This is a genomic window from Bradyrhizobium sp. UNPF46, assembly GCF_006658625.1.
Taxonomy (GTDB): Bacteria; Pseudomonadota; Alphaproteobacteria; order Rhizobiales; family Xanthobacteraceae; genus Bradyrhizobium; species Bradyrhizobium nitroreducens.
On record NZ_LFJB01000044.1, the window covers coordinates 22,956 to 47,926 of the forward strand.

General features: G+C 61.6%; 26 protein-coding genes, 1 tRNA gene and 1 pseudogene. 19 read left to right on the top strand and 9 right to left on the bottom strand.

All coding sequences use genetic code 11. The features are described 5' to 3' along the window. Window positions 1-49: 49 nt before the first annotated feature. The gene (locus UNPF46_RS18240; protein ID WP_142250917.1) at window positions 50-886 is read right to left on the bottom strand and encodes a hypothetical protein; all 837 of its coding nucleotides are present in this window, start codon (window positions 884-886) and stop codon (window positions 50-52) included. Window positions 887-1,984: 1,098 nt separating this feature from the next. Here UNPF46_RS18240 and UNPF46_RS38705 point away from each other — a divergent pair. The 5 genes and pseudogenes from UNPF46_RS38705 to UNPF46_RS18260 all read left to right on the top strand — a co-directional run. Then, a pseudogene (locus tag UNPF46_RS38705) lies at window positions 1,985-2,131 on the top strand (trypsin-like serine protease); the annotation flags it as partial. Window positions 2,132-2,140: 9 nt separating this feature from the next. Continuing rightward, window positions 2,141-3,070 carry a hypothetical protein gene (locus tag UNPF46_RS18245; protein ID WP_246668688.1) on the top strand — a complete coding sequence of 310 codons (930 nt, stop codon included), beginning with the start codon at window positions 2,141-2,143 and terminating at the stop codon, window positions 3,068-3,070. A 2-nt stretch (window positions 3,071-3,072) separates the two neighbouring features. After that, window positions 3,073-3,813 (top strand): TIGR02594 family protein, encoded by a 741-nt coding sequence (locus tag UNPF46_RS38710; protein ID WP_502705493.1) that lies wholly within the window; start codon window positions 3,073-3,075, stop codon window positions 3,811-3,813. A gap of 16 nt (window positions 3,814-3,829) precedes the next feature. Beyond that, window positions 3,830-4,255 carry a hypothetical protein gene (locus tag UNPF46_RS18255; protein WP_142250920.1) on the top strand — a complete coding sequence of 142 codons (426 nt, stop codon included), beginning with the start codon at window positions 3,830-3,832 and terminating at the stop codon, window positions 4,253-4,255. Window positions 4,256-4,999: 744 nt separating this feature from the next. Beyond that, entirely contained in the window at window positions 5,000-6,292 is a 1,293-nt protein-coding gene (locus UNPF46_RS18260; RefSeq protein WP_142250921.1) for a hypothetical protein, read from the top strand. Between the two features lie 115 nt (window positions 6,293-6,407). On the opposite strand, the gene UNPF46_RS18265 is transcribed toward UNPF46_RS18260, so the two are convergent. Further along, window positions 6,408-7,604: a tyrosine-type recombinase/integrase gene (locus UNPF46_RS18265; RefSeq protein WP_142250922.1), complete on the bottom strand. Its 1,197-nt coding sequence runs from the start codon at window positions 7,602-7,604 to the stop codon at window positions 6,408-6,410. A gap of 160 nt (window positions 7,605-7,764) precedes the next feature. Beyond that, window positions 7,765-7,849, bottom strand: a tRNA-Leu gene (locus UNPF46_RS18270). A 156-nt stretch (window positions 7,850-8,005) separates the two neighbouring features. Here UNPF46_RS18270 and UNPF46_RS18275 point away from each other — a divergent pair. Then, window positions 8,006-8,545, top strand: a complete 540-nt coding sequence (locus UNPF46_RS18275) for a disulfide bond formation protein B (protein WP_142250923.1) — start codon at window positions 8,006-8,008, stop codon at window positions 8,543-8,545. A 3-nt stretch (window positions 8,546-8,548) separates the two neighbouring features. On the opposite strand, the gene UNPF46_RS18280 is transcribed toward UNPF46_RS18275, so the two are convergent. Both UNPF46_RS18280 and UNPF46_RS18285 read right to left on the bottom strand, forming a co-directional pair. Continuing rightward, window positions 8,549-9,634: an AbrB family transcriptional regulator gene (locus UNPF46_RS18280; RefSeq protein WP_142250924.1), complete on the bottom strand. Its 1,086-nt coding sequence runs from the start codon at window positions 9,632-9,634 to the stop codon at window positions 8,549-8,551. A 100-nt stretch (window positions 9,635-9,734) separates the two neighbouring features. Then, the gene (locus UNPF46_RS18285; RefSeq protein ID WP_142250925.1) at window positions 9,735-10,016 is read right to left on the bottom strand and encodes a PsiF family protein; all 282 of its coding nucleotides are present in this window, start codon (window positions 10,014-10,016) and stop codon (window positions 9,735-9,737) included. 204 nt (window positions 10,017-10,220) lie between these two features. Here UNPF46_RS18285 and UNPF46_RS18290 point away from each other — a divergent pair, with 204 nt between their 5' ends. Continuing rightward, window positions 10,221-10,718 carry a hypothetical protein gene (locus UNPF46_RS18290; RefSeq protein WP_142250926.1) on the top strand — a complete coding sequence of 166 codons (498 nt, stop codon included), beginning with the start codon at window positions 10,221-10,223 and terminating at the stop codon, window positions 10,716-10,718. A 46-nt stretch (window positions 10,719-10,764) separates the two neighbouring features. On the opposite strand, the gene UNPF46_RS18295 is transcribed toward UNPF46_RS18290, so the two are convergent. Then, the gene (locus UNPF46_RS18295; RefSeq protein WP_142250927.1) at window positions 10,765-11,313 is read right to left on the bottom strand and encodes a TetR/AcrR family transcriptional regulator; all 549 of its coding nucleotides are present in this window, start codon (window positions 11,311-11,313) and stop codon (window positions 10,765-10,767) included. 140 nt (window positions 11,314-11,453) lie between these two features. On the opposite strand from UNPF46_RS18295, the gene UNPF46_RS18300 reads away from it, so the two are divergent. The 4 genes from UNPF46_RS18300 to UNPF46_RS18315 all read left to right on the top strand — a co-directional run bounded on the left by UNPF46_RS18300 (window position 11,454) and on the right by UNPF46_RS18315 (window position 13,824). Next, window positions 11,454-11,903, top strand: a complete 450-nt coding sequence (locus UNPF46_RS18300) for a PaaI family thioesterase (RefSeq protein ID WP_142250928.1) — start codon at window positions 11,454-11,456, stop codon at window positions 11,901-11,903. 71 nt (window positions 11,904-11,974) lie between these two features. Next, window positions 11,975-12,358, top strand: a complete 384-nt coding sequence (locus UNPF46_RS18305) for a CidA/LrgA family protein (RefSeq protein WP_100177886.1) — start codon at window positions 11,975-11,977, stop codon at window positions 12,356-12,358. Next, on the top strand, window positions 12,355-13,077 hold the full coding sequence (locus UNPF46_RS18310; protein ID WP_142250929.1) for an LrgB family protein: 723 nt from the start codon (window positions 12,355-12,357) through the stop codon (window positions 13,075-13,077). The genes UNPF46_RS18305 and UNPF46_RS18310 overlap by 4 nt, the downstream gene beginning before the upstream one ends. Before the next feature lie 87 nt (window positions 13,078-13,164). After that, a complete protein-coding gene (locus UNPF46_RS18315; RefSeq protein WP_181769999.1) occupies window positions 13,165-13,824 on the top strand; it encodes a DsbA family protein in 660 nt (219 codons plus the stop codon). Window positions 13,825-13,904: 80 nt separating this feature from the next. On the opposite strand, the gene UNPF46_RS18320 is transcribed toward UNPF46_RS18315, so the two are convergent. The 3 genes from UNPF46_RS18320 to UNPF46_RS18330 form a co-directional block, all read right to left on the bottom strand. Then, window positions 13,905-14,111 (bottom strand): hypothetical protein, encoded by a 207-nt coding sequence (locus UNPF46_RS18320; protein WP_008142940.1) that lies wholly within the window; start codon window positions 14,109-14,111, stop codon window positions 13,905-13,907. 82 nt (window positions 14,112-14,193) lie between these two features. After that, window positions 14,194-15,264 (bottom strand): alpha/beta hydrolase, encoded by a 1,071-nt coding sequence (locus tag UNPF46_RS18325; protein WP_142250931.1) that lies wholly within the window; start codon window positions 15,262-15,264, stop codon window positions 14,194-14,196. Window positions 15,265-15,286: 22 nt separating this feature from the next. Next, the gene (locus UNPF46_RS18330; protein WP_142250932.1) at window positions 15,287-16,258 is read right to left on the bottom strand and encodes a S1C family serine protease; all 972 of its coding nucleotides are present in this window, start codon (window positions 16,256-16,258) and stop codon (window positions 15,287-15,289) included. A 236-nt stretch (window positions 16,259-16,494) separates the two neighbouring features. Between UNPF46_RS18330 and UNPF46_RS18335 the strand changes: the two genes are divergently transcribed. The 8 genes from UNPF46_RS18335 (at window position 16,495) to UNPF46_RS18370 (ending at window position 24,949) form a co-directional block, all read left to right on the top strand. Beyond that, the gene (locus UNPF46_RS18335; protein WP_142250933.1) at window positions 16,495-17,109 is read left to right on the top strand and encodes a hypothetical protein; all 615 of its coding nucleotides are present in this window, start codon (window positions 16,495-16,497) and stop codon (window positions 17,107-17,109) included. Then, the gene (locus UNPF46_RS18340) at window positions 17,106-17,495 is read left to right on the top strand and encodes a hypothetical protein (RefSeq protein WP_028134102.1); all 390 of its coding nucleotides are present in this window, start codon (window positions 17,106-17,108) and stop codon (window positions 17,493-17,495) included. The genes UNPF46_RS18335 and UNPF46_RS18340 overlap by 4 nt, the downstream gene beginning before the upstream one ends. A gap of 151 nt (window positions 17,496-17,646) precedes the next feature. Beyond that, window positions 17,647-19,065, top strand: a complete 1,419-nt coding sequence (locus UNPF46_RS18345; protein WP_100177880.1) for a M20 family metallopeptidase — start codon at window positions 17,647-17,649, stop codon at window positions 19,063-19,065. A gap of 261 nt (window positions 19,066-19,326) precedes the next feature. After that, window positions 19,327-21,117, top strand: coding sequence for a peptide ABC transporter substrate-binding protein (locus UNPF46_RS18350; RefSeq protein WP_142250934.1), 1,791 nt, complete (start codon window positions 19,327-19,329; stop codon window positions 21,115-21,117). A 29-nt stretch (window positions 21,118-21,146) separates the two neighbouring features. Then, on the top strand, window positions 21,147-22,106 hold the full coding sequence (locus tag UNPF46_RS18355) for an ABC transporter permease (RefSeq protein ID WP_100177878.1): 960 nt from the start codon (window positions 21,147-21,149) through the stop codon (window positions 22,104-22,106). Beyond that, window positions 22,072-22,989: an ABC transporter permease gene (locus tag UNPF46_RS18360; protein ID WP_063197783.1), complete on the top strand. Its 918-nt coding sequence runs from the start codon at window positions 22,072-22,074 to the stop codon at window positions 22,987-22,989. The genes UNPF46_RS18355 and UNPF46_RS18360 overlap by 35 nt, the downstream gene beginning before the upstream one ends. Continuing rightward, window positions 22,989-23,984, top strand: coding sequence for an ABC transporter ATP-binding protein (locus UNPF46_RS18365; protein ID WP_100177877.1), 996 nt, complete (start codon window positions 22,989-22,991; stop codon window positions 23,982-23,984). Before UNPF46_RS18360 ends, UNPF46_RS18365 begins: the two co-directional genes overlap by 1 nt. Further along, on the top strand, window positions 23,981-24,949 hold the full coding sequence (locus UNPF46_RS18370) for an ABC transporter ATP-binding protein (RefSeq protein WP_100177876.1): 969 nt from the start codon (window positions 23,981-23,983) through the stop codon (window positions 24,947-24,949). The genes UNPF46_RS18365 and UNPF46_RS18370 overlap by 4 nt, the downstream gene beginning before the upstream one ends. The last annotated feature ends 22 nt before the right edge of the window (window positions 24,950-24,971 follow it).

Below are 24,971 nucleotides of genomic sequence, written 5' to 3' on the forward strand. Positions count from 1 at the left end.
GTCGGTAAAACGGCATCTGTACTCATAACAAATGTATCGCGTAAGTTGATCAAACTACCAGATACTCGCCGTCTGCCAACTCCATAATTTGCTGCGGCTTGGTTATGGAGCGTCGCTCGCTTCCCATGAACATGGAGGTGTGAAAGTAGGGGAGTAGGGTCTCGGCATCGCTTGGATTGGTTCGAAAGACAATCTTGTTCCTGGCCGTTAGCAAGGCGTCTCGCATCTTGCGCGGCACTTCGGATAGAAAATTTACACCGGCAACGAGCCGGCCTTGGCGGATCAGGCTGGTGTGTAGGTCTCGGCCATAAAATCCAAAATCGGGGATCACAATCTGTCCAGGGTACTGGCCGATGAGCAAGGACGCGAGCACGAAGGCGTCAAAATCGCCTAGCTCGGCGCGGTCAAGCCGCGCAAGAACCGTCGCGCGCAGCGAAAAATTGATCGGGTTAGATAAAACTCGACTGAGGACGGGAGACAGCATTAGAGTCTCGATCTTTTGGTGCGCGTCGAGGGAGGCAGGATCACGACCGCGGCGGATCAGAGTCCGCAGATTTCGAGGTCGCTTGAGAAGCGCCGAAAGAATGACTGCATTGGAATTCTTGCGAGTCAGCGTGTTTTCGCCTTGTGGGAAAATGGCGTCTACGATTTCGATGAATTCGCGGGCCTTAAGATAGTCAATGCCCGTCAGTGGATTAAAGGAATGGTGTTTGTGATCGAAATACAAAACCCGAGGACGGCTCGGTGTGGTGACGCTCTCTAAAAGTGGGATGGTGAGAGCGTCGATTATTGGCCCGTCGTCGATAAGCAAAAACGGGGTGTTAAGTTGTAGTGTGGAAATGATGACTTCTGTTTTGTCACCTGCTCCAACGATCGCGACGTTCATGGGCTGACGCATGTAGAGCCCGCGCGTGTCAGGATGCCGGCGCCAGCCCTAAAATGTGCGTCCACTGTAATGGTATCACGACAGTGCTGCGCGCCTATGCCGAGCGCGGCACTGTCGAGTAGAAAAGGTGTCGCGGTCACGGTGACCGCGACACCAATGGTAGCACGCTCGCGCGCATGTAGTGGCAACAGTGACCGCCTTGTTTCCGTCGTGCGCACAGCGCCGACCTTTCGGCTTTTGCGTCCTCCTGGCTATACAGGCCACGGGGCTGCCGCTCGCTAGATCAAGGCAGAGAAAAAGGCGAAAGGTCGGGGCTGATAAGCCATCGCGGAAACAGGCGGAAGTGTTGTTATCGCAGCGTTTTTCGCTGCGCAGCGATATGCTTAGAGAGAGTAGAGCTGTAAGCATACAGAAAAGCCGGGTTGGACCCCGGCTTTTCCGTCCTCCGATAGGAGGCCCTGTGCGGTTACTTGTTGCCTCCACGACGGTTCAGGTAAGCCACGATCTCTCGTAGCCACCAGACTCGCCGAGACTTCGGATCATCACAAAGTGAGAACCACTTTGGAAATTTTCCGACAACCATCAATCTCTTGAGGTGCGTGCGTGAGTAGTGAATACCCAGCTTCCGAAGCCCTTTGAGATCAACAACCGTTACGTCTTCCATGGCACTAGCTCCTATGAAAGAGCCAGTGGCCACGGCTCGGGTTAACGGCCGCAAGAGTAGGCTAGTTCACGTGGCCTCCTCTCGCAACGACATTCGCATAGAGGTTGTGCAATGCGGCAGCATGTATTTTAGTCGCGGGACCCATGCGTTCGGGCTTGCAATTCGGTTGGGGGCGGCAAATACTGCAACCTCGGATTGGGAGGCTGGCTATGGCTGCGAGATGCTGGCCAGGACTCCGATGCCGGATCTTGAGCAAGGCACTCGGAGTAGGCCGAATAATTTGTATTAGGTCCTTTTTAGTTTGGCTTGTGGCACTTGGTTTTATTTCATACGCGTGGGCAGCGGATGGCGATAATGCAAAAAAGTACTGGGATGCATTAGTCGACTGGCGGGACCGAGCTAAGTCCTTCGTGAGTGATTCTGGCGATCTTGGAATGTTTCCCTCCACGTCGCAGATACTCTCAGCGGGCAGGCTAATCGCATTTCGTGAACGAGATGGTGTAAGTCAGAAAGCTTGGTCTTGTTCGGGCGTTCTTATCTCGCCGACTAAATTTCTCACCGCAGCACACTGTTTCTGTGAGGACGGTGAAGTGTACTTTGTCAACGCGTCTGCGTGTAAGGCAAGCCCCACGTTCGGCAAGATTTCATACAAGCTCTTCTTTCCCGCCTATGGCATTTATGACGTCGCTGGTTTGCCAGAGATCAATCCCAAGTACGTTTCGCCGGCGATTGAGATTGATGCGACAAAGGATGTCGCTGACATCGGAGTGGCGACCCTAAGTGGCTCTATCCCCGGTGCAGGTACCTCGATTGCTGCACCAAAGGACGATGTGCGTAACCTTCTTGTCGGATTCGGTTCGCTGGCCTTCAAGAAAGGAGCTGAAAAAATAGGCTTCAAGTCGAACATCGCGCATCAAGAGGGCGCAGAGATCATATCTGGTCAGCCGCGGCCGCTAGAAGATAGCGGCAGCTGTCCAGAGGCAGCGGCTGACACAATGTGTATCTGGTACAACTCGCTGCCAGCTTCAAGTGGACCGAAGCAGACAACATCGCTGTGTCCGGCCGATTCGGGTTCACCCTTGTTGGCATATGGTCCGTCGGGAGTGGGCTCGTTGATCGGGCTGGCATCTTACTACGCGCCATCCTCAGTCCAAAATTGCGATTCAACTGACAATCGACGGTCCTATTTTGTCAGGCTTGATCGTCATTCTGATTGGCTAAAGCAATTTCAAAGTGCCGAAAATGTATCGGCGCCGCATAGAGATTGCGTCGAGGGAATCGTGGGTGGTCCTAGCGAATTCGACCTAAACGTAGATGCCGGAACACTGACGCTGACAGCCTTTGACGAAGAGCGATTTGGAAGGCCTCGACCTGCGGTGACCATAGCTGGAACGCCTCAACCACGATGCCAATCGGTTTCAAGCACCGGCATTTTCGCCTGCGAAGTGGGCAAGGCCACCGTGCGGATTTCGCTCAGCGCCGGGTATGGGCAGATCACCTATTGCAAAGATCGGAGGTAATAATGCTAGTTCGGCGCAGATTGCTGTTGGCCGCTCTCACGCTGGCGACGGCCACTCCGTTACCGGTCCGAGCACAAACGACAACGTCGGGAAATATAGCAACGCGGTTCGGCTTCGTCGGACCCGAGGACGACCCTGAATTTGGGCCGGAAATTCGATCTGGCGCGGGAAAAACTTCTGGGCACCTTGTTGGAAGCGATCCATCTCGGCCTGAGGAGGTTGCAACTGCCTTTCGCCTCCTAATCAACGCACCAAGAGGCACTGACCCACTCGCCGTTGCGCGATATTTTGAGGCGCTCCCGAACAAGAACGGCGACGATGAACTGTACCGGGCGGAATGGGCCAAACGGGCAAATCCGGTAATCGTAGGCTTCTTTTCGTTGACGAACACTCTCCCGTCGGATGGGGACCAGACGTCGTGGTGCGCGGCATTTGTGAACTTTTGTCTTTATCTTGCATCTCGGAAGGGAACGCTGAGTGCTCTCTCCGGAAGCTTTCGTAAGTACGGAGACCCAACCGACAATCCGAAGCCAGGCGATATCGTCGTCTTTTCGAAATGGGGAGATGACGGAAAGAAAGGCTTCGGGCATGTCGGATTTTTTGTGGATAGAAGTGCAGACGGAATCACCGTCCTTGGAGGCAACCAGCGGGGTGACACCGGGACAACGGGCGCCGTTACGACAGTGGTGCTTCCGAAAGAGAGCGCGGCTCTCAAATTCCACAGTTACCGTTCTTTGAGCTAGCTATGGAGAACCTCAAATGAACCAGAGGAGCAGGCGGAAGCTAATCGCAATCTCGCTAATCGGAGTTTGTTCGTTTGGGGCCTCCTATGCAGCGGAGAACCCTAAGGCTCGTTGGTATGCCGAATGCATAAAGGGCAAAGACGGGATGATCACGTGTCAACAAGGTGATGTAAGCCGCCCCAAGGTTCCAACACCCTTCCAAATACAAGCTCAAGCTAGCGTTTCGAAAACAGCGAAAGGTGCTACCGAGCAGGAAGGCGATCCGAGCGTCAACGCGCCTCCGGTGATTGTTCAGCCAAAGGCACCGAAGAACAGTATCGTCGATGCCGCCGAAAAGCTGGCCAGGGAAGGCAATCCGATTCAAGGAGATCCGAGCAAAGGCGTTCCTCCGGTGATTCGTAACGTGCTTCCTAGCGCGGGCCGAGCGCTCGGCATTCGGTGATTCGAACCATGACCCCCATGTCGGCTTCTTCGTCGATAGAAGTGGAGACCGGACCACCGTTCTTGGAGGCAAACAGCGAGGTTACACCGGCACGACGGGCGCTGTTACGACCGTGGTGCTTCCGAACGAGAGCGCGGCTCCAAATTCCACAGCTATCGTTCGTTGAACTAGCCAACGGAGCATAGAATGATTGAGCGAAGCAGGCGGAAATTGATTGTCATATCACTGGTCTGCATTGGTTGGTCTGGGTCCTCCTGCATGGCGGGAGAGGATGATGAATTTCCCACGTCCTCGAAATGTGTGATCATGAAAGAACTAAGTGGCTCCTTCTGTCCAGCCGGAGATGCGAGCCACAACTTCCCTGAAGCCATAAGAATACAGGCTCAAACCGCCGCTTCGAAGGTCGTACAACGTGCTAGGGAGCAGGTAGGCGATCTCAGCGGAAAGGCGCCGCCGATAATTTCTCCGTCGATTGGCGCTCCCCCAGCAGCTGTAAACAGGAGTGTCGCCGACAATTTCATAGATAGTAATCCTATCGAAGGAGATCCCAGCGGCAACGTACCCCCAGTAATTCGCAAGCTTGAGCCAGCGAGCAGCATTCGATGAGCAGGACCATGAAACTCGTCCGATCTCTCGGTTTCAGACTTTTGGTCACAGTCCTTTCGGCCAGCCTGACCGCCGCATGTCAGGCAGGTGATCCAAGCCGCAACGTTCCCCCAATCATCAAATAGGCTATGTTGGTTCATGACGATGTTAAGAACAGCGCTAGTTGCCGTTGTAACTGGGTTCACCCTGCTAGGCTCGTTTTCGAAAGCAGCGTCGCCGCGAGTGACGCTGAGTTCATCTAATGTATCTACCTGCGATTTTGCTCGCTCATATGACTCTGATGGAGCACGATCGGTCAAAATAAATTTGAAAACCGGGAGTTCGTACAATTACGGCGAAGCTTACGGTCAGATATTCTTCGACTTGCGTACAGGAAATAAACTGCAGGCCCCCGCCGATTGGTTCGCCGGCTTCAGAAGGGCCCTTATCGACAGCGGCCTATTTTCCGAAAACAGGGAATATCTCTTTACTGTTGGAGCGTTTGCGAACGTGCCTGATAGCACCACAGGTGCCTCCAAGAGGGTAGAACTTGGAAAGCAGATTGTTGCTCATTTTAAGACAGGCACAGGCGGTTCGCTCGAGCTGCTAACAACAACTATTCAGGCGGGAAATCGGAGAGTTATTAGTACAGTAGAGCAGGAGGGCATTTTTACACTCTCACCAAGAATGGAAATCGTTGAGAGCACAAATGCGATCCAGCTGGAATTCGAATTCTATCGTTCAAAGCAGACGCAAGTGAACACCGGGTTCCTCGCAAAGATCATAAATTCAATAGCTTCCATCATAGGGCTGGCTGGTGGCATCACATTCCCGCAGCAACAGGCTGTGGCGGCAACTATCGAAGGCGTTACCAAACCCATTCAAGACATCGCCACGGCGCTAAGCGAACAGTTCGAGCCGATGGAGAGCCTGAAGAAGGTTAAGTCAGTAGCATTTCTGCCCGGGATAGCTGTCACCTTAAGCAATGTCGCCGCCTACGCAGCCGAGGTAGACAATGCTGGTCAGACGACGACATATAGCGTGCGAACTTATGCGGCGGTGATCCCCTCGATCATCTCTTTAAGTTTGGATGGTGATTGTCATTATCCGCAGTACAGCGACGATCCCAACTCTATATTGCGGGCTGCCGTGACGCCAGCTAATCAGAGCATCGAGCAACTTTACAAGAACGACAACATTCGGAGAACGTTCCTAGCGCAGTTGGGGTCTCAGAAAAACAAGAGCGATCTGGTTGAGGCCTGCAACAGCATCAAAGAGGACTTGCGGAAGTATTTTGGCGGATTCGACGTGTATGCAGTGTCTTGGGCAATCCTGGCAAGCAGAGAAAACAATTTCGAGGACAAGACCGCGGCGAGAGAGTGCCTTACGACCTCGGAAAAAAAGATTATGTACGACAGATTGCATTTCCCAAAATTGTTTGGAGAGACGTAGGGATACACGCCAAGCGCCAATCAGCTTTACCGGCGTCAGCATTGTGCAAGTCGATTGATGTCTTCGGTTGAGCACCCGCTTGACAACCGCGCTCGGGCGCAAGAAAAAAGCCGCGCTAGGCGGCCTGTTCATGTTGCAGCTTAAATTGGTCCAGAAGATCGGCCCATTGCTGCATCAGCACGGTACGCTCGGCTAGATACTGTGCTCTGTTATAGATGCGTCGATTCTCATCCTCTTCCTGATGAGCCAGGGCAACCTCGATCACATCGAACGGAGCCATGTGGCGTTCGTTCATAATTGTGTCGGCCGACGTACGGAAGCCGTGCGTGACATGCATCTGGCCGTCGTAGCCCATGATGCGAAGTGCCTTGTTGAAGGTGTTGTCGCTCATCGGCTTGTAGAGCGATGACTGTGATGGGAATACAAAGTCGCATGACTTGTCCCAGACAGCCCTAAGCACCGCAAGAGCTTGCCTGCTGAGTGGTATCTGAAACTCGCGTCGCATCTTCATCCGGTCAGCGGGTATAGTCCATACGGACTTGATCCAGTTGACCTCATTCTTGCGCATCAGTCGGGCTTCGCCCGGTCGACAGAGTGTAAGAGCAATGAATTGAAGTGCGGGGCCGACAACAGAACGGCCTTTGTATGCTTCGACAGAAAGCATGAGGCCGCCAAGCTGCACCTCGTCCGTGATAGCGGCTCGGTGGGTAACTTGTGGCTGAAGGAGTGCACCACGCAGGGCATAAGTAGGGTCCTGCTCGGCCTTAAGATTGGCTATGGCGTAGCGAAACACACTGCCGATAGTCCCTCTAAGCCGCGTAGCGGTCTCGCGCTTCCCGGCATCCTGAATTTCCTTGAGGATGACCAGAATCTCGTATGGCTTGATATCTGCGATAGGTCGCTTCGTAAGGGGAGCGGCCAAGTCCTCTAAGAGCCATGTGTTCTTGTCGAGTGTTGACGTCGACCGGCCCTCAGCTTTGAGTTTTTTGAGGTAGTCTTTGACGGCTGCACCAAACGTGTTGGCCGCAGCGATAGCGGCTACTGCTTTGTCTTCCTTGCGTTGAACCGAGGGGTCCTTACCCTCAACTACCAGCTTGCGGGCGGCGGCCCGTTTGTCGCGCGCTGCGACGAGTGAGACTTCGGGATAGGTGCCGAACGAAAGCATCTTCTCCTTGCGGTCGAACTGGTAGCGGAAGCGCCACCACTTGCTGCCGTTAGGTTGTACGAAGAGATACAGGCCGTCACCATCAGAGAGCTTGTAGGGCTTCTGTTTTGGCTTGGCCCGGTCGATCGCGAATGCCGAGAGGGCCATCGGTAACTCCTCTGAGTGTAAAAGAACCTACCCAGAATCTTACCCAGAGTTACCCGTTCTGTCACAGGTCACCATGTGCAAAGGTGGAGGGGTAAAAACGTAGGAAGGCCCTGAAATACGGGCATAATCTGCAATGGTGAACAATGGTGGTACAGGTGAATGGTGCCCCTGGCCGGAATCGAACCAGCACTCCTTGCGGAACTCGATTTTGAGTCGAGCGCGTCTACCAGTTCCGCCACAGGGGCCCTCGGTCGGCCCTTGAAGGGAGCGTCGCGAAGCCGGCGGACTATAGCCATGGACAAAGCGGGGTCAACCCGCGCCAAAGTGATCCCGGCCGTTCTCGACAGCCGCATGGACCGGAGCTAGAGCCTTGGGGCGAGAGACCTGCGAAAGAGGCCGCCGTGACCACCCAGAGTGCCGCAATACCTGCATTCAGGCCGGGGGCCGCGAGCCCCGCGCTGACGGCCTCGCTGCTCGTCACGCTGATCGCGGCCGCCACCATCGCGGGCGCCTGGTTCTTCCAGCTGGTGCTGGAGATCCTGCCCTGTCCGCTCTGCCTGGAGCAGCGCTACGCCTATTACCTCGCAATCCCGCTCGGTGTGCTCACGGCGGCTGCGGCTCGAAGCGGCGCGCCGCGGCCGCTGCTGCTGGCGGGGCTTGCGATCCTCGCGCTGGTGACGCTCGCCAATGCCGGTCTCGGCACCTACCATTCCGGCGTCGAATGGGGATTCTGGAAAGGGCCGACCGATTGCACCGGTCCCGTCGTCAATCTCGGCAATGCCGGTGATCTCTTTTCACGGCTCGACACCGTGAAGGTGGTGCGCTGCGACGAGGTGCAGTGGCGCTTCCTCGGCCTCTCGCTCGCCGGCTACAATGTGCTGATCTCGCTGCTGATGGCTGCGATCGCCGGGTGGGGATTTGTCCGGACGGCGAAGCGCTAAAGCTCAATCGTCCACGTCGTCCTGCGTGCGTCCGAACAGATGCACGATGCCGGGCGTCGCGATCGTCACGAACACGAAACGCGACAGATGATGGGCCCCGACGAAGATCGGGTCGATGTGCAGCGTCAGCGCCAGCGCCAGCATGGCGTCCATCGCGCCGGGCGCGAAGGCGACGACGACGTCGGAGAATTTCACCTGCGTGGTGAGCGCGACGATGCCGACGAAGATGGCGGAGACGGCGATCGCCACCGTGAACGAGCCCAGCGCCGCGTTGATGTGGCCGGCGAGCGTCTTGATTCGCATCCGCGCGAACCGGCTGCCGATCAGCGCGCCGATCCCGACCAGCGCCACGCCGCGCACCCAGTCCGGCAGGCCGCCCTCGACCCAGCCGGCGCCGTGCAGCACGCTGGAGGCGATCATGGCGCCGAACATCCAGCTCGCCGGAAACTTGATCAGCCGCAGGAGCAGCGCCATGGCGAGCGAGGCGCCGATCAGCTCCACGAGATCGAGCGGCGAGGCGATCGTCGTCGTCAGCGACGGCGCGGCCGAAGGCGCGACGCCTGCAAACGCGAGCACCATCGGCAGGGCCGCGGTGAGGATGATGACGCGCATGGTCTGCACCACCGCGATACCAGGCAGGTCGGCGCCGCGCTCGACCGCCAGGATCGTGATCTGCGACAGCGCGCCGGGACTGCCGGCCAGGAAGGCCGAGGTGCGGTCCCAGCCATGGACGCGCTGGAGGTAATAGCTGGAGCCGAAGGTCGAGCAGAAAGTTGCAAGCGCAAGCAGCCCGATGGTGACGGGATAGGCCCCGACCTGCTGCAGCAGATGGCGCGAGACCACCGAGCCCAGCGAAATGCCGAGCAGCACCAGCACGGTCTGGGTCAACAGCGGCGGCAGTGCCAATTGGCGGCCGGCGATGGCGGCGATCCCGACCGCGATCATCGAGCCTGAGATCAGCCCGCCGGGCAGGCCGGCGAGGAGAAACACCAGGCCGCCGGCCGTGCCGATGACGAGCGTCTCCGCCGTGCTCAAGAGCTTGGCACGACTCGGCCATTCGAACGGCAGGAAGGCGACGATTTGCTTCACGCCGCCTTATCGCAAATCAGCGCGAGGCGCACAATTGCAGGCTCGTCATGCCGCAATGCGCGCGGCTCCCGGTGACGCGCGCGGAGGACCCGCGAGGGGATTACTTCTTGTCGGCGGCAGGGGCGGCGGGCGCGGCGGTACCGGCCCTCGCTTCCTTCTTGCACTCGCGACGGAATTTCTTGCGCTCCTTGCCCTTCAGCCCCTTGGCGTCCGCCTGCTTGGAGCACTCGATCGACTCGGCCGTACGCTCCTTCGTTGCCTTCTTGTCGATGGTGGTCGCCGTATCGGTCTTGGCCGCCGGCGCGGCGGTCTGCGCGAAGGCGGCGCCGCTGGCGAGCAGCGAGGCGAGGACGACGGCGGCGAGGCGAGAGGCGAGGGTCATGGTGTTGCGCTCTTTGCGAGATTGCGAAGGGCTGCGAACCTCGGCTCGCCTTGCTGAACGCGACATGAATAAATACGAACGAGGCGCTCACTATATTTTGGCGGCAGAGGCGATCGCTTTCTTGTCGCGAGCGGCCGGCACGCTAGGATAGCAATTCTCGTTTCACTTCCCCGTCGGGGGAAGACCAAGGAGGAGACCCAAGGGATGACCATCCAATCGAAACTGCTGTGCGCGATCGCGTTGTCGGGATTTGCTGCGCTCGCGGCGTCGGCGCCGGCGCAGGCGCTGACCTCGCAGGAGTGCAGCGCGAAGTACCAGGCGGCCAAGAAGGACGGCTCGCTCGGCACCATGAAGTGGAATGACTTCCGCAAGGCCCAGTGCGGCGCGGACGCAACGCCGGCCGCCGCGCCAGCGGCTGCTGCGCCGACCGCAGCTGCGCCCGCAGCTCCCGCCGAGCCGAAGCAGGCGAAGAAGGAGGCGGCCCCGGCTGCCGCACCTGCCCTGCCGGCCGGGCCTGCGATCTATCCGAACGCGGTCGATCCGAAATACGCCAAGGAAACTCCCGGCAAGGCTCGGATGCATACCTGCGTCGACCAATACAACGCCAACAAGACCACCAACGGCAATGGCGGTCTGAAGTGGATCCAGAAGGGCGGCGGCTATTACAGCGAATGCACCAAGAAGCTGAAGGGCGCCGCCTGAGCCTCGAATTGATACGATGGCCGGAGCAACGCTCCGGCCATCTCGTCTAATCGAGTAATTTCTCCGCCGATTTCGCCACCAGCTGCGATCGCTTGCGCGGACCGCGCTCGACGAACAAGAGGCTCTGGCCGAAGATGAAGCAGTAGAACAGGAAGGCCTGCGCCTCGGCCTCCTCGGCCGCAAGTCCGGTGGCGCGATAGAGCTCGGCGACGTGCTTGAGCCGCGCTGCATCGACGCCCGCCACCGCCGATGCGGCATTCTCGTCCGAGCGGGCCCATTGCCGGATCGCGAGCTCGATCGCCATGGCTTCCGGATTGAGCCGCTCCGAATAGAGCTGGATCACCGCCTTCAGCCGTTCGCGGGGCTCCTGGCCGTCGAGGCGCGTCTGCTGTGCGATCGATGCGGCACGCCCCTCGCGCCAGCGCTGCAGCATGGCATCGAGCAGCGCGGCGCGGTCGGCGAAGCGGCGGTAGAAGCCGCCCTTGGTGACGCCGAGATTCTTGGCGAGCACCTCGACCCTGACACCCTCGACTCCCGAGCGGGCGAGCTCGGCAAACCCCGCCTCGACCCATACATCGCCCTTGCCGTCGCTCATGAAGCGAGCTCTCCGATTCTTGATACGGTGCCGTATTGCTAACGCGGGAATGCCTTGATACGCTACCGTATCAATCGCCGAAGGGCGCAACCGCGAGAGTTTCCCGAGCCCGCTCCCCATGCCGGCCGAGGGTGCAGGTCATGTCCGCGTTCCAGCCGAAAAATCCGGATTACCGCACCGCCGCCACCGCGATGTTCGCCGCCCAGCCGGCGATGGGCACGCTGGGCATTTCGATCGTCGATCTCGCCCCCGGCGCGGTCGAGCTGGCGATGCCGCATTCGGCCGCCTTCACGCAGCAGAACGGCTTCATCCATGCCGGCATCATTACCGCAGGTCTCGACAACGCCTGCGGCGTCGCCGCCTTCAGCCTGATGCCGCGCGAGGCCGACATCCTCACCGTCGAGTTCAAGACCACGCTGCTCGCCCCCGCCCGCGGCAGGCGGTTCGTGTTCAAGGCCGAGGTCGTCAAGCCCGGCCGCACGCTCACCTTCTGTGAGGCCAGAGCGTTTGCCGAACACGAAGGCAAGACGGGTTTGATCGCCACCATGACCGCGACGCTGATGGCGATGCTGCCTCGCAATGCTGCCTAGCGTGTGCCGCGCGCCTCCCACGCAGGGCTGCGATTGACAAGCCTGTCGACGCATCCCTTGATGCGAAGATCATGCTTGCGAGTCTCGGCCTCATCCTGCTGTGCCAGTTGATCGGCGAAGCCGTCGTGCGCGGCCTCGGCCTGCCGTTGCCGGGACCGGTGCTCGGCCTGCTGCTGCTCCTGGTGCTCCTCCTCGCTCGCGATCGTTTCGCGTTGCTCGCGTGCGGACCGCTGCGCAACGCCGGCGTCGAGACGGCAAGCAAGGGCCTGCTCGCGCATCTGTCGCTGCTGTTCGTCCCGGCCGGCGTCGGCGTCGTGCAGAAGCTCGATCTGCTCGCGTCCCACGGCATCGCGATCGTCCTGGTGCTCGCGCTGTCGGTGATCGTCACGCTGCTGGCGACGGTGCTGACCTTTCGCCTCGTCAGCCGCCTGTTGCGGCAACAGGATGCGCGATGAAGGACAATCCATTCTCGCTCTGGGTCTATCTCTCGCAGTCTCCGCTGCTGTGGCTGACCGTGACGCTGCTGGTCTATGCGACCACGGACGCGGTGTCGCTGGCGACGCGGCGCCATCCGCTGGCCAATCCCGTGCTGCATGCGATGTGGATCATCGGTGCGTTCCTGCTGATGACCGGCACCTCCTACACGACCTATTTCGCCGGCGCGCAGTTCGTGCACTTCCTGCTGGGGCCCGCCACCGTCGCGCTCGCCGTGCCGCTGTACGAGAACCGCAAGCGCGTGGTCACCTCCATCGTGCCGATGCTGGTGGCGCTGCTCGCGGGATCGGTCACGGCCGTGGTGTCGGTGGTGCTGCTGGCCGAGCTCGCCGGCCTTCCCCGCGACGTCGTGCTGTCGCTGGCGCCGAAATCGGTCACCGCCGGCGTTGCCATGGGGATCGCCGAATCCATGCATGCCGATCCTTCGCTCACGGCGGTGGCGGTGATCCTCACCGGCATCATGGGCGCCATCATCGTGACGCCGCTGATGGACCGCACCGGCGTCACCGATTACCGGGCGCGTGGATTCGCGGCGGGCCTTGCCGCGCATGGTATCGGGACCGCGCGCGCCTTCCAGGTCGACGAGATCGCCGGCGTCTTCTCCGGTATCGCCATGAGCCTGAACGCTTTGGTGACCTCGTTCCTGGTCCCCTTGGCGGTTACGCTGCTGGTGCGATGACATCGCCGCCGCGACACTCTATATGACCAGTAACAATTCCCGGTCCCGAACCGTATTCGGGAGGATGGGGCCGAAATGGGACGAGATATGGCTGGACTTAAGGATAAGGGCCTCATGCCGACGCGGCGCGCAGCGTTGACGCTGATCGGGGCGGGCGCTTTCGCGGCGGGCGGGATCACCGTGGTGCTGGCCGCCCCCGGCGACGATGAAGTGCTGACCGAAGCCAAGGTGCTGCGCGATCCCGACACGCCCGTCGCCGGCAATCCCAACGGCAACATCACCATCGTCGAATGGTCCGACTACAATTGCCCCTATTGCCGCAAGCTCGAGCCCGAGCTGCGCCAGGTCGTCCAGGACGACGGCAAGGTGCGGCTGGTGATGAAGGACTGGCCGATCCTCGGGCCGGTCTCGGTCACGGCGGCGCGAACCGCGCTCGCGGCGAAGTTCCAGGACAAATATCATCAGGCCCATGACGCCATGATGGGCGTCAGCTCGCGCCTGACCGAGCCCCGCATCAACGAATTGCTGGCGGCCGCCGGCGTCGACATGGATCGCCTGAAGCGCGATCTTGCCGGTCATGGCAGCGACATCGATGCGCTCCTCAAGCGCAACAACGAGCAGGCCGAAGCCTTCGGCTTCCGCGGCACCCCGGCCTTCATCGTCGGCAAGTACCGCGTTCCCGGCGTGCTCAGCATGGCCGAGTTCGAGCAGGTCATCGCCGATGCCCGCAAGGCCAAGATGAACTGATACGCGCAGCGTTGACCGCAGCCGACACAAAGGCGCCGCCGCGGAGTTCGCGACGGCGCCTTGTTCATGATACCGCGTCGTTACTTCGACGAGATCCGGACCCAGTCCTTGTGCGCGCGATCGCGCAGCGCATCCCAATCCGCCTTCGCGACGTCCCAGTTCACGATGGTGCGATTGCTGGTTGCGACCTCGCCATTGGCGACGGATGAGGTCTGCATGGAGTCATAGACGTAGACGCCGCCGGCAAGAAGCAGCGCGCCCAAAATCATTCCAAAAAACGTCCTCATAGCGAACCTCCGGTGACGCGCCGATAACGTCGGCGCGGCACGATGGTTCCGCGGCCATGCGGCGCATCTAAGGACAGGTTGTTCATTTTCCATTCAGCCACCGCACCAGCTCCGCATTGATCTCGCGCGGATAGGTGTGGCTGAGGCCGTCGATCTCGCGATAAATGACGTCGGCGCCGGCGGCCGCGAGCGCCGCCTGCGTCTGGCGCGCGGTCTGCACCGGAAACATCCAGTCGAGCTTGCCGTGGGTGATGAAGATCGGCAGCCCCTGCAAGCGCGTGGCGTCGGCCATCTCCGCCATCAGCGGATGGAACGTCGCCGCAACAGGCGCAAGATGCGTGAAGGGCGAGGCGCCGTCGAGCCCGCTCACGTAACAGAAGGTGCCGCCGTCGCTCATGCCGGTCAGCAGCATGCGTGAGGCGTCGATAGTCCAGCGGCCGCGCACGCTCTCGAGGATGCGCATGAGATTGGGCGTATCGGCATCATCGCCCATCAACGCCCAGGTCGGGCCGGTCGCGGTCGGCGCCACCAGGATCGCACCAAGGCTGCGGGCGTCGCGCAGCCAGCTCCACAGAAAGCCGCGGCCGTTGCCGCTGCCGCCATGCAGCGCCATCACCAGCGGCATGGCGTGACCTGGCGTGTAATATTCGGGCACATAGACCGAGAAGCCGCCGCGGCTGCCGGGTTCGTTGTGATCGTGGAAGATGCCGGTATCTTCGCTGGCGCCGGCTTCGAGCCGCGACAACAGATCCGCATTGTCGCGATTGGCGGCGTTGAGGAAGAAGCTGCTCACCGGTGGAAACTGCTGCGACAGCGGATAAAGCGCCTCCTGCGCGCGCGGAAGATGGCGCAGCGCACGGAAAACCGCGACCAGATCGCCGTTGCCGCGCTCGACCTCGCGGATGCCGGCAAAGGCGGCGAGCGTCTCGTCGCAGGTCCGATCCAGTCGTGCGCGCAAGTCCGCGAACTGCTCCGGCCAATCCCCGGTCGATACCCGCGCCGCCCGCAGCGCCTCGTCCGGTGTGCCGACTGCGCTCATGACGGAGGCAAAGGCCGGCGGATGCAGATTCCGCTGGAAGAACCCAAGCGCCTCCAGCGCGTTCAGCAGCGGCGGCAGCACGGCCACGATGTCGTCGATCACGTCCTCGCTCATCGCGGCTTCCTCGAGCTTGGGATCAATGCAGCTTCGGCGCCTTCAGAAGCTTGAAGCGGTCGGTCGAGGTCACCGTGACGTCGAAGGTGACGCCGTGGTGGTGCACGGTCAGCGGCACGTCGACGCCGGCGGCGCCGAGGGCCCACATCTTCTTGTAGAATTGGGTCTGGCTCGTGACCTTGTCGCCGTTGACGGCGAGGATGACGTCGCCGGTCTTGAGCTCGGCACGGGCGGCGGGGCCGTTGGTGGAGATTCCGATCACCACCACGCGGTTATCGATCTCGGTCGAGAACAGCCCGAGCCAGGGCCGCGCCGGCTTGTTGACGCGGCCGAACTTGCGCAAGTCGTCCAGGATCGGCTTCAAGAGGTCGATCGGCACGACCATGTTGACGTGCTCGGCCTTGCCGTCGCGTTCGCGGTCGAGCTGAAGCGAGCCGATGCCGATCAGCTCGCCGCGCTCATTGAGCAGTGCCGTGCCGCCCCAGTTCGGATGCGCGGGATAGGTGAAGATGGCCTCGTCCAGTAGATATTCCCAATAGCCGGCGAATTCCTGCTTGGCCACGATCTGGCTCGCGACCGAGCGCGTGCGGCCGCCGGCGCCGCCGACCACGACGCGGTCGCCGACCCGGGTCTCCGCCGAATTGCCGAGCGGCAGCGGCTCGACGTCGAGCTTACCGAGAGCCTGTACCAGGCCGAAGCCGGTGACGGAATCGAAGCCGAGCGCATGCCCTTCGACCACCCGCCCGTCGGCGCGGTGCAGCCACACCGATTCCGCCTCGGTGATGAGATAGCCGATGGTGAGCACCAGCCCGTCGTCGATCACGACGCCGTTGCCGGCGCGTTCGGTGCCCAGCGTCTCGGCGCTGAAGGCGTCCGGAGGGATGATGGCGTGCAGGCCGACGACGGATCCGAGCGCGCGGTCGAGGTCGAAACCGTAGTCGCTCGCACGCGGCTGATTGGCCGGCGGCACTCTCCATTCGGTCAGGGTGGACATGGAGTTCTCCTGGTCTTTCTCTTGGCGCTTGACATGCCTCTAGCGCGAGAAGTGCCGCGTGAAATCAGAGACAATCTATGCCGCGAACGTCTCTCTTTAAAGACCGCCGTGCGTGGACCGGCCGCGAAATGCAGAAATTCTGGAGCAGGCGCACCTGGTAAGTCTCGGCGCTCGCTCGAAAAGACATTGTCGGTCCCATGTGGCAGGCGTATCGTTCCTCATCTGTGGAACAAGCCATGAGCGATGACAAGAATTTCGATCGGTTGACTCTGGAAAATGCGCTGACCGAGCTTGGCCGCCGGGCCTACGCCGCAGGCCGTACCGTCGAAATCGTAATCTATGGCGGATCGGCCCTCCTACTGACCTTGAACCGGCAGATCAACACCGGGGACGTCGACGCGGTGTTCGAAGGCAACAAGGATTTCATCAAGAGGCTTGCGGTCGAGATGGCGGAGGAGTTCGGCTGGGACGAGAACTGGTTGAACGACGGAGTGAAGGGGTGGTTGAGCAAGAGAGACGCGGATCCAGACGTGAAGGCCCTATTTAAGACCTACCCCACCGAGGATCAGCCAGGCCTCCGCGTCTACACCGCCAGACCGGAATACTTGTTTGCCATGAAATGCCGGGCGATGCGTGTCGGCGGTGTGGAAACGAACTCGGACATCGACGACATCAAGCTCCTCGCACGCGCGATAGGCGTCAAGAACAGCCGGGATGCACTGACATTGGTCGAAAAATTCTATCCGCAGAATATGCTTGAACCCAAGACCCGGTTAGGTCTCGAGGAGATTTTCTCAAATCTCGAAAATGGAACGGAAGACGATCACACGCCTCCGGCGAGCCAGTCATGAGCCTGTTCAGCAAGAAGCCCGCGACGCTAAGTGATGTCGTTCGCCGCGTACGAGCTGGCGAGCAGAAGTTCGACCCGTCGCTTCGCGAATTTCTCGATTGGTTCTACATGAACCCGCACGCGCGCCAGCAGGCCATCGAAGAACGACCTGCATCGATCGACCCTGTACACGACGCCTATGCAGCGGCAGTGGCGGAGCACCTTGCGCGCGTGTACGGATTGCAGATACCGGAGTGGACCGAGGTTCACGGCAATGAGCTTCGGGAGCCCTTCTTTGCAGGCGGTCTACAATCTCTGAAGGGGGTGCTGGTTGCAGAGAGCCCGACGGCCTTCCGCCGGCGTCTCCTGTTTGTCAGTAAAGACGCGCTGTCGAGGCCGAGAATGTAGTGGTGCGGTGGTGTGTGCGGCCAGTCGCCTTGGACCGCGCCGTGAGACCCTGCTGGGCCGCATGGCTGGTGTCCCTGCCCCTGCTAGGCGGCTCCTACCTAAGCTGCTAACCATTGTCGCTTCGTTTGACCAGGGATCACGGACGACAAGCATGGACAACCGCAGCGACATCTGGCGTGGCGTCGACACGATCAAGGCGCGTTTCATCGACCTCAGCGACAGGGTCTGGGGCATGCCGGAGGTGTGCTACACCGAGGCGCGGTCCGCCGCCGAGCACCTCGCCGAGCTGCGCCATCAGGGCTTCCGCGTCACCGAGAACGTCGCCGGCATTCCGACCGCGGTGATGGGGGAGTGGGGCGAGGGCGGTCCGGTCATTGCCTTCATGGGTGAATACGACGCGCTGCCGGGCCTCAGCCAGGAGGCGGGTGTCGCCGAGCATCGCCCCGTCGAAACCGGCGGCCATGGTCATGGCTGCGGTCACAACCTGCTCGGTTCCGCCGCACTGCTCGCCGCGACCGCCATGAAGGATTGGCTCGCCGAGAACAAGGTGCCCGGCCGCGTGCGCTATTACGGCTGCCCGGCTGAAGAGGGCGGCGCCGCAAAGGCCTTCATGGTGCGTTCCGGCGCGTTCGAGGACGCCGACATCGCCATCACCTGGCATCCGCACAGCTTCTGGGAAGTCGCGGTGACGCCCTCGCTCGCCAACACGCGCGCGGACTTCATCTTCACCGGCCGCACCTCGCATGCGGCGGCCTCGCCGCATCTCGGCCGTTCCGCGCTCGACGCGGTGGAATTGATGAATGTCGGCGTGAACTACATGCGCGAGCACATGCCGAGCGACGCGCGCGTCCACTATGCGCTGCTCGATACCGGCGGCATCGCGCCGAACGTGGTGCAGGCCCATGCGCGGGTGCGCTATTCGATCCGCGCGCGTGATCTGCCCGGCATGAACGAGCTGGTCGGGCGCGTGAGCAAGATCGCGGAGGGCGCGGCGCTGATGACCGAGACCAAGGTGGAGATGAAGATCATTTCCGCGGTCTCCAACATCCTGCCGAACGCGCCGCTGGAACAGGCACTGCACCGGGTCATGGAAGAGCTCGGGCCGCCGCATTTCGATGACGCGGACAAGAGCTTTGCCAGCCAGATCCGCGCGACGCTGAGCGACAAGGACATCGCGTCCGTCTACTACGCGATCGGCATGGAGCCGACGGATAGGCCGCTGGCCGATTTCCTGGTGCCGCTCGATGCCAAGCGCAACCCGCTGGTCGGTTCGACCGACGTCGGCGACGTCAGCTGGGTGGTGCCGACCGTGCAGGTGCACGCACCCACAGTTGCAATCGGCACGCCCTTCCACACCTGGCAGGTGGTGGCGCAGGGTAAGAGTTCGCACGCCCACAAGGCCATGGTGCAGGCGGCCAAGGCGATGGCCGGTCTCGGCATCAAGGCGCTGACGGATCCGGAGCTGATCAAGGCGGCGAAGGCCGACCTGAAGAAGCGGACGGCGAGGACACCGTATGTCTGTCCGCTGCCGGATCACGTCGAGCCGCCGCTCACCATGTCCGTGGCGTAGAATTTCGCCTCGATACTTCGTCTGATCCCACGAACAAATTTTCCGCAGTGCAGCGTGCAATCCGGCATGTTTTGATGCTGGATTGCCGAACAGATGGGCTGCAGAACACGGTTTTGCCCAACAGACAGCCAGAAGACCGTTTGCATACACACGGTCCCAGTTGACGCGCCCCCCATTCGGTGTGCCATCTACTGCCAGCAAATTGGGCGGCCGCTCTTGTCGACCGTCTTCATCACGATGGGAACCAGACGGGGGACAACCATGCTGGATAAAGAACTGCGTTCGATGATCGGTCAGGTGAAGGACGGGCGGATGGATCGCCGCGCCTTCATCAAGCGCATGGCCGCGGTCGGTCTCACCGCGCCCCTCGCCAACCAGATCCTCGCGCTCGGCGGCGTCGCCATGGCCGCGGGCGCCTCGACCTACAAGCCGACCAAGCGTGGCGGCGGCGGTGCGCTGAAGCTGCTGTGGTGGCAGGGCCCGACCCTGCTCAATCCGCATTTCGCCACCGGCACCAAGGACCAGGACGGCTCGCGCCTGTTCTACGAACCGCTCGCGTCCTGGGATCCCGAAGGCAACATGAAGCTGGTTCTGGCGGCGGAGATTCCCTCGCTCCAGAATGGCGGGCTCGCCGCTGACGGCAAATCGGTGACCTGGAAGCTCAAGCCCGGCGTCAAATGGCACGACGGCAAGCCGTTCTCCGCCGACGACGTCGTGTTCAACTGGGAATATGCCAGCGATCCCGCGACCGCAGCCGTCACCATCGGCACCTACCGCGACATCAAGGTCGAGAAGATCGACGATCTCACGGTGCGCATCGTCTTCAACAAGCCGACGCCCTTCTGGGCCGATGCTTTCGTCGGCGCTCCCAATACCATCATCCCCAAGCATCTTTTTGCGGACTACAAAGGCGCCAAATCCCGCGAGGCTCCGAACAACCTGTCGCCGGTCGGCACCGGTCCCTACAAATTCGTGGAGTTCAAGCCCGGCGATCTCGTGCGCGGCGTGATCAATCCCGATTACCACATGCCGAACCGCCCCTACTTCGACACGCTCGAAATGAAGGGCGGCGGCGACGCCGTTTCGGCCGCGCGCGCGGTGATCCAGACCGGCGAATACGATTTCGGCTATAACATCCAGGTCGAAGACGATGTGCTGCTGCGCCTGGAGAAGGGCGGCAAGGGCAAGGCCGTCTACGCCGTGGGCGGCGACACCGAGTTCATCGCGCTCAATTTCACCGACCCCAATACCGAGGTCGATGGCGAGCGCTCCTCGATGAAGACCAAGCACCCGCTGTTCTCCGACCCGGCCGTGCGCAAGGCGCTTGCGATGCTGGTCGATCGCGAGTCGGTCAAGAAGGCGATCTACGGCCGCGCCGGCCGCACCACCGCCAATTTCCTGAACGGGCCCGAGAAGTTCGTGTCCAAGAACAACACCTGGGAATTCAACGTCGAGAAGGCGGCGAAACTCCTCGACGACGCCGGCTGGAAGCCGGGCGCGGACGGCATCCGCGAAAAGGACGGCAAGAAGCTGAAGCTTCTGTACCAGACCTCGATCAACGGCCCGCGCCAGAAGACCCAGGCCATCGTCAAGCAGGCTTGCCAGAAGGCCGGCATCGAAGTCGAACTCAAATCAGTCGTCGCCTCGGTGTTCTTCTCCTCGGACGTCGGCAATCCCGACACCTATCCGAAGTTCTACGCGGACCTGGAGATGTTCCAGATCCCGATGAGCCAGCCGGATCCGTCGCAGCACATGCGCCGCTACACGTCGGACAGGGTGGCGACCAAGGAAAACAAGTGGCAGGGCACGAATTATCCGCGCTGGGTCAACAAGGACTATGATGCGATCATCGCAGCGGCGGAGGGCGAAATGGACCCGATCAAGCGCGCCGAGCTCTACATCAAGGCCAATGACCTCCTGATCCAGGAGGTCGTGTTCATCCCCGTGCAGCATCGCCTCAAGGTGGAAGCCGCAGCCAATAACCTCGTCTGTATCATCAGCGGCTGGGCCAACGAAACCGACAACCTGTTCGACTGGTACCGGGAGGCGTGATCACGCGGGCGTAATCGGGATATTTCCCCATGAGTCAGTATGTCCTGCGTCGCCTGCTGATCGCGATTCCGAGCCTGCTCGGAATCTCGGCCGTGCTGTTCTTCGTGCTGGCGCTAGCGCCCGGCGATCCCTTCTCCGAACTGGCGACGAACCCGAACGTCCCGCCCGAAGTGCAGGCCGCACTTCGGGCCAAGTTCGGCCTCGACGACCCGATCTACCTCCGTTACGTCCACTGGCTCAACGCCATGCTGCACGGCGACTGGGGCTTCTCCTTCGTCAGCCGGATGGACGTCGACAAGCTGATCCTGCAGCGCCTGCCGACCACGCTCTTTGTGATCGGCTCGGCGCAGATCCTCGCGCTGCTGATCGCGATCCCGGTCGGCGTATATGCCGCGACCAAGCCGTACTCGCTGTTCGACCAGATCGCCAACACGCTCGCCTTCGTCGGCTTCTCGCTGCCGACCTTCTTCACTGGCATCCTGTTCATCCTGATCTTCTCGGTCACGCTGGACTGGCTGCCGTTCGTCTACACCACCGACATCAAGGCGACCGGCATCCGCTGGGTGCTCGAAATGATCCGCCAGGCGATCATGCCGGTGGCCGTGCTAGGCCTGTTCCAGGCGGCGTCGATGACGCGCTTCGTGCGCTCGGCGATGCTGGACGTGATCCGGCTCGACTACGTCACCACGGCGCGCGCCAAGGGCCTCGGCCAGGCCAAGGTCATCGTCAAGCACGTGATGCGCAACGCCATGATCCCGGTCGTGACGCTGATCGCCTTGCAGATCCCCGCGGTGTTCGGCGGCGCCATCGTCACCGAGCAGATCTTCCGCATCCCCGGCATCGGCTCGCTGCTGATCTCTTCGATCCTGTCCAACGACACGCCGGTGGTGATGGCCGTCACCTTCGTCTTCGCGTGCCTGGTCGTGCTGTTCAATCTCATCGCGGACATCCTGTATGGCTGGCTTGACCCTCGCATCTCCTTCCGCTGAGCGGCGCGTCTATTCGCCCTGGCGCGAGACGTGGCGGCGCTATAGCCGCCACAAGCTCGCCGTGGTCAGCGCCTTCTTGCTGCTTGTTCTCATTCTGGCCGTCTTGCTCGGGCCCTTCCTCTGGCGTGTGAAGATGAGCGACATCGACATCGTCGCGGGCCTGCAAGGGCCCTCGCTCGCCCATCCCTTCGGCACCGACGATCTCGGTCAGGACATCCTGGCGCGCATGATCTATGGCGGCCGCATCTCGCTCGCGGTCGGCCTCGCCGCGATGCTGGTCTCGGTCTTCATCGGCACGCTGATCGGCGCGCTCGCCGGCATGTCGCGCGGTGCGCTCGGGCACGGCTTGATGTGGCTCACCGACCTGTTCCTGTCGCTGCCGCAGCTGCCGCTGCTGCTGCTGCTGATCTATCTGTTCCGCGACGGGCTGAAGCAGGTGTTCGGGCCCGAAGGCGGCATCTTCATCCTGATCGTGCTGGTGATCGGCGGCCTGCGCTGGATGCCGGTCGCGAGGCTCGTGCGCGCCCAGTTCCTGTCGATCCGCGAGAAGGAGTTCGTCGAGGCTGCGCGGGCGCTCGGCGCCAGCCCGGTGCGGCAGGTGGTGCGGCATATCCTGCCCAATGCGCTCGGCCCGGTGATCATCGCCGGCACCATCGACGTTGCCGCCGCGATCATCGCGGAATCGACACTGTCCTTCCTCGGCCTCGGTTTCCCGCCGGATACGCCGACCTGGGGCCGGCTGCTGTATGATGCCAAGGACTTCCTCGACATCGGCCCGCATTGGGCGCTGTTTCCTGGCGGCGCGATCTTCATCGCGGTGGTCGCGATCAACTTCATCGGCGACGGTCTGCGTGACGCGCTCGATGCGCGACGGGTGATCTGATGGCGCCGCTGCTCGAGATCAAAGGACTGAAAACCCATTTCTCCACCGACGACGGCATTTTGCAGGCCGTCGACGGTGTCGACATCTCCATCAACCGGGGCGAGACGCTCTGCGTGGTCGGCGAATCCGGCTGCGGCAAGACCGTCACCGCGATGTCGATCCTGAAGCTGATCGCAATGCCACCGGGCCGTATCGCGGCGGGGCAGATCATCTTCGAGGGCCGCGATCTGGTGCCGCTGACCAGCAACCAGCTCGACGAGATCAGGGCCAAGGAAATCGGCTTCATCTTCCAGGAGCCGATGACCTCGCTCAACCCGGTGCTCACTATCGGCGAACAGATCGCCGAGAGCCTGCGCCGGCACGAGGCCGTGACCAAGAAGCAGGCGCTCGACCGCACCATCGAGATGCTGAAGCTGGTGCAGATCCCCAACGCCGAAGGCCGCGTGCACAATTATCCGCACCAGTTCTCCGGCGGCATGCGCCAGCGCGTGATGATCGCGATGGCGCTCGCCTGCAAGCCGAAGCTGATCATCGCCGACGAGCCCACCACCGCGCTCGACGTCACCATCCAGGCGCAGATCCTCGACCTCCTGCAGGACATGAAGGAGCGCTTCGGCATGGCGGTGATGCTGATCACCCATGCCATGGGCGTCGTCGCCGAGACCGCGCAGCGCGTCGTCGTGATGTATGCCGGCAAGGTGGTCGAGGAGGCGGGCGTCGACGAGCTGTTCGGCGATCCCCGCCATCCCTATACGCAAGGGTTGATCCGCTCGATCCCGCGCATCGACCTCGACAGCGAGCACAAGACGCGGCTCGAGGCGATCGGCGGCTCGGTGCCGATCCTGATCAACCCGCCGGTCGGCTGCCGCTTTGCGCCGCGCTGCAAGTTCGCCATGAACGTCTGCACCGAGAAGGAGCCGCTGCTGCGCGAGATCGCACCCGGCCATCGCATGGCCTGTCATCTGGGAGATACTAGCCTGGGAGGCGCGTCATGAGCGAACCCCTGCTGCGCGTCAGCGGCCTGAAGAAACATTTCCCCGTGCTCGGCGGCCTGTTGTCGCGCCAGGTCGGGACCGTCTATGCGGTCGACGGCGTGTCGTTCTCGGTCAATCGCGGCGAGACGCTCGGTCTCGTCGGCGAATCCGGTTGCGGCAAGTCGACCACGGGGCGCTGCGTGCTGCGCCTGATCGAGCCGACCGACGGCGAGGTCACTTTCGACGGCCAGGACGTGCGCAAGCTTGGCGGCGACGATCTGCGGGCGATGCGGCGGAACATGCAGCTGGTGTTCCAGGACCCGTTCGCCTCGCTCAATCCGCGCATGACGGTCGGTGCGATCCTCGGCGAGGCGCTGATCATCCACAAACTCGGATCCTCGGCCAAGGAGCGCGAAGAGCGTGTCGCTAGCCTGCTGGTCAAGGTCGGACTCAAGGCCGAGCACATGCGGCGCTACCCGCACGAGTTCTCCGGCGGTCAGCGCCAGCGCATCGTGATCGCGCGGGCACTCGCGGTCGAGCCGAAGCTGATCGTCTGCGACGAGCCGGTCTCCGCGCTCGACGTGTCGATCCAGGCCCAGGTCATCAACCTGCTGGAAGATCTCCAGGCCGAGCTGAACCTCACCTATCTCTTTGTCGCGCACGACCTCTCTGTGGTCGAGCACATCTCCGACCGCGTCGCGGTGATGTATCTCGGCCGCATCGTCGAGCTGGCGAAGGCCAGCGATCTCTACCGCAATCCGCAGCATCCCTACACCAGGGCGTTGCTGTCGGCGGTGCCGGTGCCCGATCCAAAACTCAAGCGTGAGCGCATCCGCCTCAAGGGTGACGTGCCGAGTCCGATGAAGCCGCCGTCCGGCTGCCATTTCCACACCCGCTGTCCGATCGCCCAGCCGCGCTGCGCCGAAAGCGCGCCCGTGCTGAAGGAAGGGGCGGGCGGGCACTTCGTGGCGTGTCATTTGGCCTGACGCCGGCAGGCGAAGGGATCGG

Bases quoted from the DNA above. Each gene is read 5' to 3' on its own strand.
- UNPF46_RS18240 (WP_142250917.1), bottom strand. From the start codon at position 886: ATGAACGTCGCGATCGTTGGAGCAGGTGACAAAACAGAAGTCATCATT.
- UNPF46_RS38710 (WP_502705493.1), top strand. From the start codon at position 3,073: ATGCTAGTTCGGCGCAGATTGCTGTTGGCCGCTCTCACGCTGGCGACG.
- UNPF46_RS18255 (WP_142250920.1), top strand. From the start codon at position 3,830: ATGAACCAGAGGAGCAGGCGGAAGCTAATCGCAATCTCGCTAATCGGA.
- UNPF46_RS18260 (WP_142250921.1), top strand. From the start codon at position 5,000: ATGACGATGTTAAGAACAGCGCTAGTTGCCGTTGTAACTGGGTTCACC.
- UNPF46_RS18265 (WP_142250922.1), bottom strand. From the start codon at position 7,604: ATGGCCCTCTCGGCATTCGCGATCGACCGGGCCAAGCCAAAACAGAAG.
- UNPF46_RS18285 (WP_142250925.1), bottom strand. From the start codon at position 10,016: ATGACCCTCGCCTCTCGCCTCGCCGCCGTCGTCCTCGCCTCGCTGCTC.
- UNPF46_RS18290 (WP_142250926.1), top strand. From the start codon at position 10,221: ATGACCATCCAATCGAAACTGCTGTGCGCGATCGCGTTGTCGGGATTT.
- UNPF46_RS18295 (WP_142250927.1), bottom strand. From the start codon at position 11,313: ATGAGCGACGGCAAGGGCGATGTATGGGTCGAGGCGGGGTTTGCCGAG.
- UNPF46_RS18300 (WP_142250928.1), top strand. From the start codon at position 11,454: ATGTCCGCGTTCCAGCCGAAAAATCCGGATTACCGCACCGCCGCCACC.
- UNPF46_RS18305 (WP_100177886.1), top strand. From the start codon at position 11,975: ATGCTTGCGAGTCTCGGCCTCATCCTGCTGTGCCAGTTGATCGGCGAA.
- UNPF46_RS18310 (WP_142250929.1), top strand. From the start codon at position 12,355: ATGAAGGACAATCCATTCTCGCTCTGGGTCTATCTCTCGCAGTCTCCG.
- UNPF46_RS18315 (WP_181769999.1), top strand. From the start codon at position 13,165: ATGGCTGGACTTAAGGATAAGGGCCTCATGCCGACGCGGCGCGCAGCG.
- UNPF46_RS18320 (WP_008142940.1), bottom strand. From the start codon at position 14,111: ATGAGGACGTTTTTTGGAATGATTTTGGGCGCGCTGCTTCTTGCCGGC.
- UNPF46_RS18325 (WP_142250931.1), bottom strand. From the start codon at position 15,264: ATGAGCGAGGACGTGATCGACGACATCGTGGCCGTGCTGCCGCCGCTG.
- UNPF46_RS18330 (WP_142250932.1), bottom strand. From the start codon at position 16,258: ATGTCCACCCTGACCGAATGGAGAGTGCCGCCGGCCAATCAGCCGCGT.
- UNPF46_RS18335 (WP_142250933.1), top strand. From the start codon at position 16,495: ATGAGCGATGACAAGAATTTCGATCGGTTGACTCTGGAAAATGCGCTG.
- UNPF46_RS18340 (WP_028134102.1), top strand. From the start codon at position 17,106: ATGAGCCTGTTCAGCAAGAAGCCCGCGACGCTAAGTGATGTCGTTCGC.
- UNPF46_RS18345 (WP_100177880.1), top strand. From the start codon at position 17,647: ATGGACAACCGCAGCGACATCTGGCGTGGCGTCGACACGATCAAGGCG.
- UNPF46_RS18350 (WP_142250934.1), top strand. From the start codon at position 19,327: ATGCTGGATAAAGAACTGCGTTCGATGATCGGTCAGGTGAAGGACGGG.
- UNPF46_RS18355 (WP_100177878.1), top strand. From the start codon at position 21,147: ATGAGTCAGTATGTCCTGCGTCGCCTGCTGATCGCGATTCCGAGCCTG.
- UNPF46_RS18360 (WP_063197783.1), top strand. From the start codon at position 22,072: ATGGCTGGCTTGACCCTCGCATCTCCTTCCGCTGAGCGGCGCGTCTAT.
- UNPF46_RS18365 (WP_100177877.1), top strand. From the start codon at position 22,989: ATGGCGCCGCTGCTCGAGATCAAAGGACTGAAAACCCATTTCTCCACC.
- UNPF46_RS18370 (WP_100177876.1), top strand. From the start codon at position 23,981: ATGAGCGAACCCCTGCTGCGCGTCAGCGGCCTGAAGAAACATTTCCCC.